The following is a 15,548-nucleotide window of genomic DNA, read 5'->3' as shown; positions in this document are numbered from 1 at the left end:
CTCGCTCACGCGTCGGGTTGCGATGTCGACTGGCTTGGCAGCCATCGTCGCGCCACTCGCCACTCGCCACTCGCCACTCGCCACTCGCCACTCGCCACTCGCCACTCGCCACTCACCACTCACCACTCACCACTCACCACTCACCACTCACCACTCACCACTCACCACTCACCACTCACCACTCACCACCTCTGAATTCTGGCGAATCCAGCTACCCAATGACGCGAGTCCAGAGTTCCCCCGCACGGAACCACCGCCAGGTGGAACCAGGCCTACCGATCGAGTCCTGTGGCCCTGAGCTCCTGTGGCCCTTTCCCACTTCACCAGCACAATCCTCCCCGATTCGTCTTTCGCGGCCATGAGTTCGCCGATCCAAACTGCCCGATTTCGATCGATCGCGGTATGCTCTCGCCAGCCCCACGCCAAGTTGCCCTTCTCGACGCCTCGCCACCTGTTCACGGTTCCCATGGCCAAATCTCGACCCCGCCCCAAACAGAACGACGACGACCAAATGCTGTTCAGCGGGTTCGACGAGGCCCCCGCAGCGGCCGCTTCCGCTGCCAACCAAGTCGCCGAATCCACGCCAGACGCGACAGCATCGGCCCCCGGCCCGAGCGACACCCCCGCCGCAGAGCGTGACCCGAACAAACTGTCCGCCACCCGCGGGTTCACCCCCAGCCCCAACGCCGAGACCGTTCCGTCCGTCGCGGGCAAAGGCGTGACGCCGCTGCCAACCCACGCCGCCCGGCAATCCCACGCACCGACTTCCTCCGAAGCTGCGCCCCTGGACGCTTCTCACTCGGGCCCGCGAGCCGATCGCGAAACACAGGAGGAACGCAAGCAACGGCACGACGCGGTTCGAATCGCCGACGATGCCTTGCCCGCTGTGCTGCAACGCCCCATCCCGGAAACCACCGACGATCCGGTCCCCGACCTGACCGGCAAACTCGTCGTCGTCGTCGACGCTCACTCGTTGATCTACCAGGTCTTCCACGCCTTGCCGCCGATGACCAGCACCGGAGGGCTGCCTGTCTCCGCCGTTTATGGCTTCGTCGGCGACATGCTGGAATTGCTCTCACGCAAGAACCCGGACTTCTTGATCGCCGCGTTCGACAAAAGCGAGGTCACGTTTCGAAACGAGCTGTATCCCGAATACAAAGCCAACCGGGACTCGATGCCCGATGAACTTCGCCAACAAATCCCTCTGATCCGACAAGCCATCGACGCGATGGGCATCGGCATCATCGAACAGGGCGGCTTCGAAGCCGACGATCTGCTGGCCACCGTCGCTGCGAAAGTCGAAGACGCCGGCGGCCGCTGCCTGATTGTCACCAGCGACAAAGATTGCCGGCAACTGATCAGCGAACAAACCAAGATCTACAACATCCGCAAGGACCAAGAGATCGACGCCGCCGAACTGCAAGAACTGTGGGGCATCCGGCCCGACCAAGTCGTCGATTACCAGGCCCTCGTCGGCGACCCAGTCGACAACGTTCCCGGCATCTCCCTGATCGGCCCCAAGATCGCCCAGCAACTGCTGGAAAAGCATGGCACCCTGGAAGAGATTCTTAACAACGCCAAGTCGATCTCGGGAAAGAAACGCAAAGAGAACCTGATGAACGGCCGCGAGGCGGCGATGATGTCACGTGAACTGGTCGAACTCAAACGCGATGTCGAATCACCGATCCCCTGGAACCGCTGCGTCCGCTCCGCCGCCGACCTCGAACGCGTCGACGCGTTGCTGCAAGAGTTCGGCTTTCGTCGCCTCCGCGGTCGCGCCGCAGAATTGCTCGGCGGGGAAGCCCCGGTGGAAGAACCACCACCGGCCTGGGAATCTCGCTACCAAACCATCACCAACGAAAGCGAACTGAACGCCCTGGCCCAAGAACTCGCCAAGCAAACCGTCCTCGCCATCGACACGGAAACGACCAGCACCCAAGCCCGAGGCTGCGACTTGGTCGGCATCTCGATCGCGTGGCAATCCGGCGAAGCCGCCTACATTCCCGTCCGCGCCCCCGCCGGAGATCCAACCATCGAGCAGTCCGTGGTGATCGAAACCCTCCGCGAGGTCTTCGAATCCTCCACGATCGAGAAGGTCGGCCACAACCTGAAGTTCGACATGATCGTGCTGCGTTCCGCCGGCGTGCAGCTCGGCGGCATCACACTCGACACGATGGTCGCCGACTACCTGCTCAATTCCGGAGGCCGCAACCATGGGCTGGACGACCTCGCCAAACGCAAACTCAATCACGACAACCTCTCCATCAAAGAACTGATCGGGACGGGCAAGAAACAAATCACGATGGACCAAGTCCCCGTCGACGACGTTTCCCCCTATGCCTGCGAAGACGTCGACGTGCCCATTCGAGTCGCCCCCACGCTCCGCGACGAATTGACCGAGTCCGGTTTGGATGGCTTGTTCGATGAAGTCGAAATGCCGCTGATCGATGTGCTGGCCGAAATGGAATTCAACGGCATCCATGTCGACGCGGGCACGCTGGCCCAAATGAGCGAGCGATTCGAAAAGGAAATCGCGGACCTGCGAGCACTCGTGTTCTCCTCCGCCGGACACGAGTTCAACCTCGACAGCCCCAAGCAACTCGGCGTGGTCCTGTTCGAAGAACTCGGCCTGCCGGTGATCAAGAAAACCAAGACCGGGGTCAGCACCGATGCCGACGTGCTCAGCCAATTGGCGGTCAACCACGAGATCGCTCAGCACATCCTGCAGTACCGCCAAGCGACCAAGCTCAAGAACACCTACATCGATGCCCTGCCGCAATTGATCTGCGAAAAAACCGGGCGCGTCCACACGTCTTTCCGGCAAGACGTCGCGGCCACGGGCCGACTCAGCAGCAGCGAACCGAACCTGCAAAACATTCCGATTCGAACCGAGCAAGGCAAAGCGATCCGGGCCGCGTTCACCGCCGGTCAAGAAGGCTGGTCGCTACTCGGCGCCGATTACTCGCAAATTGAACTGCGAGTCCTCGCGCACTACAGCGGTGACGAAGCCTTGATCAGTGCCTACCGCGACGACGCCGACATCCACACGCGAGTCGCCGCCGAAGTCAACGGCATCGAAGAATCGGAAGTGACCAGCGACCTGCGGCGGATCGCCAAGACCATCAACTTCGGAATCGTGTACGGGCAAAGCCCGTTTGGGTTGGCCAAGACACTCGGCATCAGCAACGACGAAGCACGGGATTACATCGAGTTGTACTTCCAGCGCTACGCGGGTGTCGAAGCGTTCATGATGGACACCCTGGCCCGCTGCCGAAACGAAGGCTACGTGACAACCATGTTGGGTCGTCGGCGAGAGATCAAAGGCGTTCGCGACCTCGCCAACCTGCCCGAATCGAAACGCCGCAGCCTCACGGAACCGGAACGCATTGCGATCAACATGCCGATTCAAGGCACCGCAGCGGACCTGATCAAACTGGCCATGCTGCGAGTCCACGAGCAATTGAAACAGAGCGACTTGCAAGCCCGTCTGCTGCTGCAGATCCACGACGAACTGCTGCTCGAATCCCCCGACGAAGAACTGGACGCCCTGTCCGATTTGATTCGCGAATCGATGACCAGCGTGATGGAACTGGACGTGCCCCTGAAAGTCGACGTCGCCCACGGCCGAACCTGGGCCGATTGTTAGGCCGGCGGAGCCGGCCAGCTCCTAGCTCCTAGCTCCTAGCTCCTAGCTCCTAGCTCCTAGCTCCTAGCTCCTAGCTCCTAGCTCCTAGCTCCTAGCTCCTAGCTCCTAGCTCGTGCTCCGTGCTCCGTGCTCCGTGCTCCGTACGATGGGCTTCTAAGCCCCTCGAAATGAAAACCCGACGTTCGATTGCCGCCATCGCCCCGGATGGGGCCGTCGTGGGGGATGGTGGTGCGGTCCCTCGCTCACCGGCGTGTTGCGATGTCGACAAGCTTGGCAGCTCATCTTCTCATACTCGCCACTCGTCGCCGAATTCGCCAAGAATTTGGACCGCCCACCAACCCACGTCTTTGAATTCGGGCGAATCCAGCTACCAACACTTCACAACCCGACGCGTCAGCGAGGGACCCTACGGAACCTAGTGAATCCAGCGACCAACGACGCAAGCTCCGAGTTCCCTCGCGCGGAACCAGCGCCAGGTGGAACCTGGCCTACGAATTGGAGTCCCTGTGGTCCGGAGCCCCTTTCCCACTCTGACTCTCACTCATCCCGCACCGTCACACTGGCCTGGCGAATTTGCCGCGTGGTGGGATTCTCCAAACGAACCGAAATCTGAACGGCTTCGGGCGTCGCGACGAACGGTGGCAACGTTTCTCGTTCGCCCAGGTCGTCCGGCCCGTATCGTCCGATGACGGATGCGACTCCGGCTTGATAGATGCCCAATCCTTCCATGCCATCAGCACCAAGGTCAGCGGTCGCCCCGGCCGTGGTGGTCCACCGAGTCCCCTCAGCCGTGGCGCTCACTCGCCCCTGAAGGAAGCCGTCTTTTTCGTACCACGAAGTGTAGGTATCGAAGGCAGGCTGGAAGAGCGAAATCGTATTGACCGCCGACGTCAGCAGACGTCCTGAACGGTAGAGCGGATTGGAATACGACTGCGAGGCATTGGAGAATGAATCCAAACCAGAGAAAGGTGTGGTGAGATAGTCTGGCGTCGCTGCGATCGTCGATCCTGTGGTCGTGTTCACTCGGTCCAGATAACGGGCTTGCCAACCTCGAAGAGATCCCCCGGCGAGCACCGGGTAACAGAGGTCAACGAATCCTCCCGTCAAAACCGGCGTCTCTGAATTGGTGATTGCGTCCAGCAGAGTTTCGCGATACCCAGCGTCATTCGGACTGACAACAAGCCCCGTGTTCGTCTCGAACAAAGAGACTTCGGGGTCGTAGACTTTGACGTCGAAGCTGAGTGCATTGTTGACCACCACATCCTCTCCTCGACGATCAGCGCCCCAATACTTACCCGGATTGAGATGCGTGCTGTCGTCGCCAAGCACAAGTTCACGTCGCAAGAAACCACACAGTCGGCTCGGGGTGACAACCGCGGCCGCACCAGCACTGGAAAGCGGTGGCGCCAAGCGTGGAGTGGAAGCGGAGAGATTGAGCATGTTCAAGATGGTTGCAGGACCAGACAACGCCAATACCGGCATCGAAGTGGGGGCAGATCCCCCCGAACCAGTCAACACCGAATTGGGAACCCGAACGTGTGCGAAGCGGTTGTGCGGAATGGACAGATCTGAAAGGGAGTTGGCTGCGACATTGGCAGTGGGAGTGCCCGCCGCATTGAATACCCGACGTACCGACAGGTCACATTGTTGATGCACGCCTGCCATGCCGTATGCCCACCCGGAAGCAACTGGGGCGGTGCCGCGAACGGTGGCCGTGGTTGCGTCAGGCCAATTGTCCGCCCGCATGAATGGCACCGAGGTGCCGCCAACCGTTCGGCTCTGAATCGGCAGCGGCCCTGTGGAGAGGTTTAAATCTGGCCGAATCAGCAAGACTCGCCGATGGATCTTCATCCGATCGGGCAGCCCATTCTCCGACGCCGTCCCGCTTCCCAAATCCGTGTCGCCGTCCACGTCGACATAACGGAGATAGTCCGGGTCGTCCGCAGCCACGTCGGGATACTCGGGACTCGCGAAGTACACAATCTCTGCATAGCGAGACCGGATCATCACCGGCTCAAACGGAACCTGACTCTCATCGATATCGGGCGTCGAGATGTTGTCCGAAGGGATGCTGTAAGCCGTCCCCGCTAAATCCGCCGCTCGTTGATCCAGGATGTATCGAGGAACCTTTCCCGAAAACCAACTCCCCTTGGGCGCGATTGCGGTGAAGGCAAGGTAGTCATCGAAGTCCCCGTAACGGGAGTCCGGAACATCCACCGTCCCATCCGCATTCAGCCCCGCGCGGAACAGCGATGAAGTTGCGTCGGTCACCGGCCCCTCGTAGTACATGAAATAACCCGAGGGATCTGGCCCACCGGTTGTTGGCGTCAGACTGACCGTGCAACGGGTCGTCTCATCATTGAGCCTCGTGGTGATGTCACGCAACTCATTCGCCAATTGCACATTGCCACGACTCTCTCGGATTCTCGCTCCGACAAAGGCAAACGCCCGCGCGACTGCCGCCATCATCAACAACGTGACCGTCATCGCAATCAACATCTCCACCAACGTGAAGCCTCTCGCCGACGTCGTGCAACAACGTTGACAGGAAGCGGCACGAGCGTTTGGCTTGCGAGACATGAGCTGGATAGGTCGCAAATTCGTGGAATCGAAGATAGAAAGTTTCATGATGGATCACTCGAGAAGCGGAGCGGTACTACGGACGCGTCCTCATTGGAAATACCGTTCGAAAACGACCGTGTCCCGCGCGTTGACATCTTGGCCAGGGATGAAGCCAACCGGAATCGATCGATCAATGATGAACATCGCGTGATACCGCTGGTTCTCGCCTTTGTCTTCGTTGTACTCCGCCCCCAAGTTCTTTGTGTTGGTCGCATCGACCTCGAAAAAGCCCAGCGTCATCCGAACGAGGAAGGTTTGCGAATTATCTGACACCAGATTTGGCATCCGATTCACCGTCTGGTATTTCAGGAACGCATTGCGATTCCGGTCTTGCGACAAATTCGTTGCCCCCACAGCAGGCGTCTGTGTTGACTCACGAACGAACAACGAAACTTCATTCGGCGATGTTCCGCCAGCCGATTCCTGTTCGTCTAGCCGACCTGCCGCTCGCAGCAAACCAACATTGACCCTGCGACGTCTTAGATCTTCCGATTCATCCAGGGCTGTTGTGCCCAAATTGCGAACTTCAGGTGCGCGGTGGCCCGATGTGGATCGCTTGAAGACGCCCGCGAACTGCGTGGGAAAGCGTGGATCCAATTGATTGGGCAAGTAGTTCACCGGAGTCGTTGCGTCTGCATCCATCACCGTCGTTTTAGTTCCAGTTGGAACGTAACCGCGGCGAGACTTCACGAATTCGTTGTATGACAGCTGAGTTGCCGTGCCAGCACCCGCAGCAGTGGTGTATTCACCTGCATTCAGATGGCCCTGCATCAGTCCCTTCCAAGTCGAGAATTCCTCGATGGTGTTGAGATTGACTTTCCCGATTCGTCGATTGTCTTCCACGAAGTTGAATGGTGCCGAGTACAAGGGTGCCAACGGAGTTGCACTGATCAGTGCAGGTGGAATGGGAACCGATTCACCTCGGAACGGAGGCGGGGTGCCAACGAAGTCAAACAGGGCGTTGAACTCCGCAGCAGGGGCAGCACCAGAGTGTTTCACATTCTCACTATGAAAGAAATTCAGCAGGTGCCGGAAGGGCGAGACAAATGTCTCCGCGTAGGCCGGGTCCGTCGTCGTGGTGCTGGTCTCCGGTAGGATCTCTGGATCCGGATTCGCAGGATCCACCACGCTGAATTCTTCGAACAGTCGCCCCGCCGAACAGGCCGGCACCAACATCAGCTCGTGCGGCGTGGCATACGGACGATTCAACCACGGGTGCATTGCAAACGGGACCGCCGGACGCCCACGCACAGGGGTGGTCACTGGTGCACCGAAGTTGGTGTTCAGATAATTGAACGTTGTCTCGAGTGCGGCCCCAAGATTGAAGAAGTCAGTCCCGCCCGGAGCCATCGGTGGAGCCACGGTCGCTGGAACTTCCGTGCTGTAGGAATACAGGACGTTGCTGCCAACCCCATTCATTCCAACCCCATCCCGCTGGCGGCTTTCCGTTGCGTAGGCAAGCTCCGTGGTTGGAGTGGCAGGTGCGTTGCCACCGCTCGTCACACTTGACGCCGTGTCCTCGCCACTGAAGATCGTCAGATCGATTGCGATTTGATCCACGGTCCGATAAGGGTTCAACGTCGGATGGAATCCCCGTGTCGGATCAGCAAGCCGCTGCAAGAACGCGGTGCGATAATTCGGCACCGTTCCGAGCATTGGGTCTGCAACCGTCGCCGGATCGGCCGCAAAGGCTTCAGTCAACTGTCGGATTGGGCCGTTGACTCGCATGTCTTCGGGTCGGTCACGGACGGCCCCTGCGATGAGATTGGCCCCACTGTCGATCTCGACATAGGCATCCACCGCAGGATAGTTGGGAGCGTTGATATAACGATTGGTTGGTTCGGCGTAGTAGTCCCCTGCATTGATCGCGAGAGGTTCCGAAACATTCAAACCAATGCCGTTCGGTGACGTGGCAGCCGTGTTGGTCCAATCCCCCGCAGCAAATCCAGAAATGGGCAACGACAGTCCCGGAAGAATGTTGGTGGTGGTATCCGGAGTCAACGTCGTTCCGGCCGCATCGAACTGAATCAGCCCGACTGCCGGTGCCGTGTTCTGAATCTCGAACACCTGTTGGCTCGGCGCCGTTGGGCCGGCGGTGTAGCTTTGACTGCCGAATGTGGTTGTCACTCGGGGAGCGATCGTCAGATACTGTTCGGGGAACAACGAAGCTGCCGTGCCGCTCCGACTGAAAAAGACACTTGCCTGCTCCGTGATATCCGGAATCGGTAAAATCGCGTCTTGCAGATCAGCAATGGATGCGTAGTCCGTGAAGAACACAAATCGATTCAGATCAAGATTCCCTGCTGTCAAATCAATCTCGTCCATTGCATTGAGATTCCCAAGCTCGGGTTGAAATGAGAGCGTGTCTGGAAGTGTGTCTCGCAACTCCACTGGCGAGTTCCCTTGGCCGACAGGGTTGTTGGCAGCCGTTCCCGTATCGAAGTGCGGTTCACTGATGGCGATCCGCCAGATAGGAATTTCTACATCCGCCGTTGAAGTGTCACCCCATGTGGTTCCGTCGAAGTAGGTCGTGATCGTACGGTCCAGATCGAGCGAATAGGCAACGTTGGTACCAGAGGTGTTGACGTCGTAAAGCTCACGAGGGATTCCTGCCGTGTTGGGATCCACATTCGGAGCAATGACGCGTCGCCGAGGACAATACAATTCCAAAAACAGCGATCCCTGAGGAATGCGAACTTGATCGGTGTCCTCGTCCTCGTCAGGCGCCATGTTCCCCTTTTTGTTGTCCGTGTCGAGATCGGTATCACGCACCCGGACATCATGCATCGCATAGGATTCGGTGAACAACAACTCGGGTTGTTCGCATCCGAAGACGACAGGACTTTGGGCAGTTGGCATGGTTGTGCTGGTGCCAAAACGTTCATCGGGTGTCGATGTGGTATCAATCACGCCATCACCGTCGAGATCATCGGCGACCGCCCAGCCATCGAACGGGTTGGGGTCATAGGGGAACCGGGTCATGATCGAATCGGAATCACGATAGTCCACGACGTTCACCGCCCACTGTGCCAGTCGCCGTGCTCGATACGCCTCCGGATCCGAGGTTGGAACAGCAGGAGAAATCATATCACCGTATCCGGGATAGTTGTTCCGCAGATCGTCGCTGATGATCATCATCAAGACATACAAGTGACGAGCGAGCAATTGCCGTGGGGGAACCGGATCGGAATCATCACGGACGTAGTCAGGAGCTACCCCGAGGAAGTTCGCATCCACCGTTTGTCCCGCGTAAGACTGGAATGCTTCCGTCTCCGCCCCGGTCGTTTCACTGGTGCCATCGACGATATCGTTGCCATCGTCATCGTAGACCGCCACGTTGTACTCACGCGGTTCGTCCACCACGCCATTGGCGTTGTCGTCCACCCCGTTTCCGATGCGGCGATTGATATCCAGGCGTTTGGCCAAACGCAACTCGGGGGCAACCAAATCATTGAGTTGAGCATTTGTGAGAGCAGCCCCTCCGATCGCGGTGATGAGTGAACGCAATTCGTCGTAGGCCGACGCCGCACTGACGCCCGCATAGGGCGAATCATCGGAAAGACTGGTCGTCGTGATTGCGTTGACCAATCCTGGTTCCGCTGTCACCAGCGGCCTGACCAACTCCGTCAATCGTGTTGGCAGCATTTCACTGTCAAACTCATTCGCACGAACAATGGCCTCGAGCTCGTCTTCCGTGTAGCGACGGTCGCCGCTCAGACGACCAGTTGGGTCGGACTCGTAAGGGTTGTCGACCAATTCGTCCGAAGTCGGTTCAACAAAGCTCGTTGTTGCCGGATCATCTCCAAGTGCCTCGCCAAGATCAACAGGAGAGAGCACTGCGGTGTCACCATCATTGGCAGGGACAAGGTCACCGCTGAGCGACATCGCGTAACCGCCACGTCCGTAGGGATCAACGGAATTGCCGTAAACACCAGCACCGACGAGAGATGCTGGACGGGCGCTCGCCGTCAAAATTCCCAACGCGTCCACGCCCGTTCGACCGGGCACCATTTCGCTAGTCGCGGATCCAACTTGATATCGCCCACGAAGCAGTGGAAAGAGTTGGGTAGCAGTGCCAGGAATATTGATCTCCGCCGGACCAAAGCCAAGACCGCGGAAAGCAAACTGGGACACTCCGGCTGTGCCCGCCCAGTCGCCAACGATTTGGTTGACACCTGCTCCTTGATTGATCAACGCATAATTGCCATGGGCATTGACGTTCAAACGTCCCGACATGTCGCGGATCATGGGAGCGATCAGGGGCCGGAGCAGCTTGCCTTCAGGTGAAGTCACCAGAGGCAAACCCATGTCGACCCAAATGCTGTCGGGAATTCCATCAAAGTCGTTGTCGACGTCCCAAGGGCCTTCGATCAAAGCACTCGCCAACTGATTCAAACGAGCACGAGCCGCGTCGTAGTTGGGAGTGGCTCCTCCCGTTTGCTGCATCGGAAGCGGAGCACGAAGCGCAAAACTAGGATTGCCACCATTGAAACGAGAGTGAACCGCCTCTGATCCACCTGCCATGAGTGGCCGCAACTGATTCTCGGCAATCGGGATCGGCCGAAACGTTCCTCTCGCGATGCTTGCGACCACATCGGAATACCCATTCGTGGGTGGAGCATCCCAAGTCGTGGTTTCATTCAGGATGTAATTGATGACCGAGGGGCGATGAAACGATGGGACAACAACGCCGCTCGAATCGCGGTAGCTGAGAAACCAATTGTTGAAATCGGCAGCGTCGTAACTCTCGTCGAAGTCACTCCCAGCGGTAGCGACAAAGGTGCTCTTATCAACACTGTCGTCCAGCAGATTGGGCTGAACTGCAAGGGGAAGGGAAAACCCAACGTTTCCGTACGCAGCAGTGGTTCTTGGCGCAGTTGCCGTGACATTCGTGCCGTTGAACCCAATTCCCACTGCATTCCGTGGGACACCGTTCATCCTGATCGTGTTACCCGCAACCGGAACGAAGGCTCCCAATTCAGCGTCCGCGGACACGATAAAATCATGCAATCCCGCCCCCGTGGAAATGGATCGTAAAATTCGAAACGAACGACCGGTCAAATTGCCCGAAGTGAAGGTGATGACGCGGCCCGTGTAGAGATCGTCAATGACCGCCGTGGAGAGCAACTTGCTGCCCGTGACCGTTGTGTCGTTGGCGACCGAGAATCGCAAGAACGAATTGTTCAGGATCGCTGCGACGGTTCCCGTTCGCACCTGCAACGCCGAGAAATCGGTGCGTCCGTAGTAGTCACTCAGCAAATCTTCGCCAAAGAACGGACTGGTTCCGTCGTTCGTCCCACGAATCAAGGTCATCAACGCTTCGTCGAGCAAGCTGGTTGGATGGCTCTGCTTGACGTTTCGTGACGCGATGGCGAATGATGCTTGCCGAGCTTGGTTGCTGAAAACCAAGAAGGCAGCAACCAACACGCTGAAGAACGTCAGCATGCTGAGCACGACGAGCAGGATGACCCCGCTGTTTTTATTCGTTGGCGACCGTTTCATGGCATTGGTCCGCGCGTTTCTAGGAAGAAGAGAGAAGAGTGTCGAAGGTGGTTTCGGCTGGCTGAATTGAACGAGCGTCAAAGGTCGGTCCAGGGGACCAAGCGTTCGGTCACCGAAACCACGCCCTGGACCATCGTGGCAAAGGTGTTGTCGTAAAAGGAGTTGTCAGAAACTGGATCTGTCGTGAAATCAAACTCCCAATCCGGACCATCCAAGGAAACACGTCGTCGCCAAAGTTCTTCCGTGGTGCGATTGATCCCTGTTTGAGGCGTCGGAAGGGCAGCCAAACCAGTTTCCAATTCGGAATTGCTATACGCAAAGATCTCCTCGGGTTCCTGGTCCACCGCAACGACTCGATACCATCGAAAAACCTGAGTGCTGTCGGGAAGCCGACGTGACAACATCACCCAGTCATTGGGAGCGAGTTCCGACGAAGTGGTGGCGGAAGCGGTCAAGTGAACCACTCCTCCCGCACCACCTGAGAAACCAGACGCAAATGTGACCTGAGCGACTCGTTCACTCATCCCGTTCATCTCGGGAAGAATCGGAGGAGTCAACGCAACCGTGGGAAAGTCAATGTCCGCCACTCGGTTCCGCATCACCACAATCGACAGGTGAGCAAACCGACTGTTCTCGGACGGCACCAGCGTTGCGATCCAGCTGAATTCGCCGGTTGGGATTCGCCGCCCATAATCCATCTCACCAGAATCCAATCCGGTTAACTTGGCAGGGATCGTTGTGTCTTTCGGTTGCTGCACCACCAGATCATTGACGCTCTCAATGATCGTCCGCGCCAACTCGGCACTCGCCCCCGACAGACCAACACGGGTCAGTCGCGGTGCGCTTCCCGCCTCCCCGGCAGACCAAGGGAACATGCTCGGAGGCTCCCAGGTTGAGTCGGAGTTAGCTGGATTCAGTAGCGGGTCATGAGCGGCAACATAGTAAGGAAAAACACTGTCGTCGTAACTGTTGAATGCTGTGCTGCTGCCACCCTGAACAGCGTAGTAAAGCGGGTCGATGCAGATTCCCGGCAGCGCTGTTCCTGAGGAAGTGATTTCCAATTGGTTGGAGGCAAAATCGTAGCCAACCGCGTTGCCGCCGGACATTTCCGCAAGATTTCCGTTGCCCAACCATTTGCGGATCGAAACATTCTTTGCAATCGTGTCCCCCATCTCAGCACCCACGCTCAACGACACGGCGTCTCGAGCGCGACCTCCCGCCAATGGCATGACGGAAAGCAGACCGAGAAGGCCGATCATGATCACTCCAATGGAGAAGATCACTTCGATCAGTGTGATGGCAGCACGTGGAATGGATGAGATGCGAGAGATCATGGGGTTGCGTCCAAGGTGTCTGAAAGGATCGCCAACGACCGTGCGTCGCGAAGGGCAGCAGGCATCGACGCTGTCGAACTCACCGAAGCGTTGGGAGCAACCACGCAGCGGCCCGTCGCTGGGTTGATCACAATCCAAAGCGAATCCTGATTCATCAAGTTGGCTGGCGTACGTGGATCAGCATTGAATGGGGTTGCTGGTTGAAGACCATCGCTGTCGCCGATGCAGAGGAAAATCAAACCGGTCGGAAGCCCCTGGTTTCCGACCGCATCAATGGAAGTCATTTCAACACGACCGTCTGGACCAAACACGATCTCAAGCGGTTGGTTTGCCAATGTGCCTTGAGCAGCAAATTGATTGCCTTCAATCCCGATGCCGGAATAGGTCATGTCCACCACGATGCCACGAGGAAACGTGAGACTTTGGCTGGTCGAGACAACCGGCGATCGGTGAATGCGGTAGGGCACCGACGCACCGTCGATCGGCTGATGGATCACCGGGAAGGCATTTGAAAAAGAGGCGGTGATGCCGGAGACCGGCGAATCCAAATCGATCGTCGCCGGCACGATGTCGGTGCCGCCTGAAGCGAAACTGCCTGTGTAATCACCCAAGTCCAGGCGGAAATAGCGTCCACCTGGCAACTCGATCAAGTCGCCATCTTTGATAGGCGCATTGAGATCATCACCGTAAAGAGAAGCCGTTGGATCGGTGTACAACAATAACAGCTGATTTTTGACTCCCGAGAACTCCAAACCCGCGGTCGAAGCACCTGGTGTTGGGTAATTGAAAGTGACCCTCGCGTCCGCCGCTTCACCCGTGTATGGAGGCACGCCTCTCAGTTGGCGAAGACGAACTCCCGCCGCGGTCCGGAAGTCCACCGTCGCAGCACCGCTGGCTCGCTCGATCCGCACACCGACAAAGCGTCCTTCTGAAATGGCACGACTGCGAGCTTCATCCAGGTAGGCAACAATGGTGCGTGACGCCTGGCTGACCTTTTGATCGCTGATCAACGTCCGAACAGTTGGCAATGCAATGGCAGAGACCAATAGAAAAATCGACATCACGATCAACAGTTCAACCAGCGTGAACCCAGGTGTTCTTCGCTCGGAGGTTCGAATCGAACTCCGTGTCAAACTCACTTGTCGCGTGAGAGGCATCAACGCGTTCATTGAGTCACCTGCAGAGAGAAGTTGGTGATGTTGTCAGTCAACACATCGCTGGCACGTCCTGTCAATTCTTCACCCGGCAGTCGTCGATCGGTGTCCGTGGCATAGGTCGCGCTGGTCCGATCAATGATCCCAGGATCATTGGCAGCAATGAATCGACGCATATAAGGATCCACCCAGTCGTAATCCGAGGTGCCGCGCCCTTCGAATTCGACTCCCATGTTGGCTGCATTCTTCGGCCATGCCCAAGTGGACGCCGAGTAGTCATACGCCTGCAAAGCACTCCCGGCTGAGTTGACTGGATTGAACGCAATCCCAAATTCGCCGTCTTCACCAGATGAAATGATCAATGGACGCAACGCCCACGGTGCACCGTAAGCTCCACCATTGACGTTGACGGCCGGCAGGACCGAAGCCGAGGACGGGGCAGGTGGCGTTTGGACGGTGTAATAAAAATCCGATTTGAACAGATCGAATTCATCAGGGGTATTGAGATCCAAAGCTCCATCAGGGTCGTCGTACCCAATCGGCCAACGGATGAATCCGATTGGAAACCCCCATCCGTCGAGAATCTCAAACATGCCATCGCCATCGACGTCCCCGATGTTGCTCGTCGGGATTGCATCAATGGCGGGAGTCCCCGCCGAGTACGAGGTCGCGAGAATCAGGTACAGGCACTCGGCACTTTGAAACTCTTCTGTCGCCGTTGTCGGAACCCGGTTTTGATAGGATTGAACCAGTGAAGGTGCCGATCCACTGGAGAACCACGACATTGAAAATGGAAGGCGTGAAGAACGTTCCTGGCGGGTTCCAATGATTTCGGTGGTGTCGCCATCGCCGTCGATGTCAGCGGTGTCGATCATGACACGATTGGCCGATCCGTAGACCGAAGCAGGTGCCCAGGTAGCACCCATAAAATCAGAGTACCGATCTGGCATCTCCATTCGCTGAAGATCTCGAATCATGTTCAGGCGGACCCGCGCGGCTTCCGTCCCCATCACTTCAAACGAGAGTGTTGATCCGGTCACACCAGCCAGATAATCCGTGGTCGGAATCTCAACTGGCAGCGAACGGTACTTGTAAGACTCGTACTTCTCCTGAATGACGTTGTCAATCAATCCAACGATCGTGCGGGTGCGAGATGTTCGCGCGCTGGCGGTGACGCCTTGGACGGCGGCCATCACCATGCTGGCCATGATTCCGATCACCACCATGACGACCAGAATCTCGACCAGCGTGAAGCCTGCGTTCGATTGTTTGTTTGGAATCATTGAAAAA

The 15,548-nt window shown here is 57.6% G+C and carries 6 protein-coding genes; 1 reads left to right on the top strand and 5 read right to left on the bottom strand.

The genetic code is table 11. The features are described from left to right. Nucleotides 1–466 precede the first annotated feature (466 nt). Nucleotides 467–3,646, top strand: coding sequence for a DNA polymerase I (gene polA / locus RISK_RS11605; RefSeq protein WP_047814532.1), 3,180 nt, complete (start codon nucleotides 467–469; stop codon nucleotides 3,644–3,646). Nucleotides 3,647–4,183: 537 nt separating this feature from the next. Here the strand turns inward: polA and RISK_RS11600 are convergent. The 5 genes from RISK_RS11600 to RISK_RS11580 all read right to left on the bottom strand — a co-directional run bounded on the left by RISK_RS11600 (nucleotide 4,184) and on the right by RISK_RS11580 (nucleotide 15,541). Further along, nucleotides 4,184–6,274 carry a PulJ/GspJ family protein gene (locus tag RISK_RS11600; protein WP_047814461.1) on the bottom strand — a complete coding sequence of 697 codons (2,091 nt, stop codon included), beginning with the start codon at nucleotides 6,272–6,274 and terminating at the stop codon, nucleotides 4,184–4,186. A gap of 42 nt (nucleotides 6,275–6,316) precedes the next feature. Next, nucleotides 6,317–11,770: a hypothetical protein gene (locus tag RISK_RS11595; protein WP_047814460.1), complete on the bottom strand. Its 5,454-nt coding sequence runs from the start codon at nucleotides 11,768–11,770 to the stop codon at nucleotides 6,317–6,319. A 77-nt stretch (nucleotides 11,771–11,847) separates the two neighbouring features. After that, nucleotides 11,848–13,104 carry a type IV pilus modification PilV family protein gene (locus RISK_RS11590; protein WP_047814459.1) on the bottom strand — a complete coding sequence of 419 codons (1,257 nt, stop codon included), beginning with the start codon at nucleotides 13,102–13,104 and terminating at the stop codon, nucleotides 11,848–11,850. Then, the gene (locus tag RISK_RS11585; RefSeq protein ID WP_236696224.1) at nucleotides 13,101–14,261 is read right to left on the bottom strand and encodes a prepilin-type N-terminal cleavage/methylation domain-containing protein; all 1,161 of its coding nucleotides are present in this window, start codon (nucleotides 14,259–14,261) and stop codon (nucleotides 13,101–13,103) included. The genes RISK_RS11590 and RISK_RS11585 overlap by 4 nt, the downstream gene beginning before the upstream one ends. A gap of 8 nt (nucleotides 14,262–14,269) precedes the next feature. Beyond that, nucleotides 14,270–15,541, bottom strand: a complete 1,272-nt coding sequence (locus RISK_RS11580) for a type II secretion system protein (protein WP_047814457.1) — start codon at nucleotides 15,539–15,541, stop codon at nucleotides 14,270–14,272. Nucleotides 15,542–15,548: the final 7 nt, after the last annotated feature.

This window comes from Rhodopirellula islandica (assembly GCF_001027925.1).
Taxonomy (GTDB): Bacteria; Planctomycetota; Planctomycetia; order Pirellulales; family Pirellulaceae; genus Rhodopirellula; species Rhodopirellula islandica.
This window is presented reverse-complemented; position numbering and strand designations above follow the sequence as displayed.

What these genes read in the sequence shown, in the direction of transcription:
- polA (WP_047814532.1), top strand. Translation starts at nt 467, where the DNA reads ATGGCCAAATCTCGACCCCGCCCCAAACAGAACGACGACGACCAAATG.
- RISK_RS11600 (WP_047814461.1), bottom strand. Translation starts at nt 6,274, where the DNA reads ATGAAACTTTCTATCTTCGATTCCACGAATTTGCGACCTATCCAGCTC.
- RISK_RS11595 (WP_047814460.1), bottom strand. Translation starts at nt 11,770, where the DNA reads ATGAAACGGTCGCCAACGAATAAAAACAGCGGGGTCATCCTGCTCGTC.
- RISK_RS11590 (WP_047814459.1), bottom strand. Translation starts at nt 13,104, where the DNA reads ATGATCTCTCGCATCTCATCCATTCCACGTGCTGCCATCACACTGATC.
- RISK_RS11585 (WP_236696224.1), bottom strand. Translation starts at nt 14,261, where the DNA reads ATGCCTCTCACGCGACAAGTGAGTTTGACACGGAGTTCGATTCGAACC.
- RISK_RS11580 (WP_047814457.1), bottom strand. Translation starts at nt 15,541, where the DNA reads ATGATTCCAAACAAACAATCGAACGCAGGCTTCACGCTGGTCGAGATT.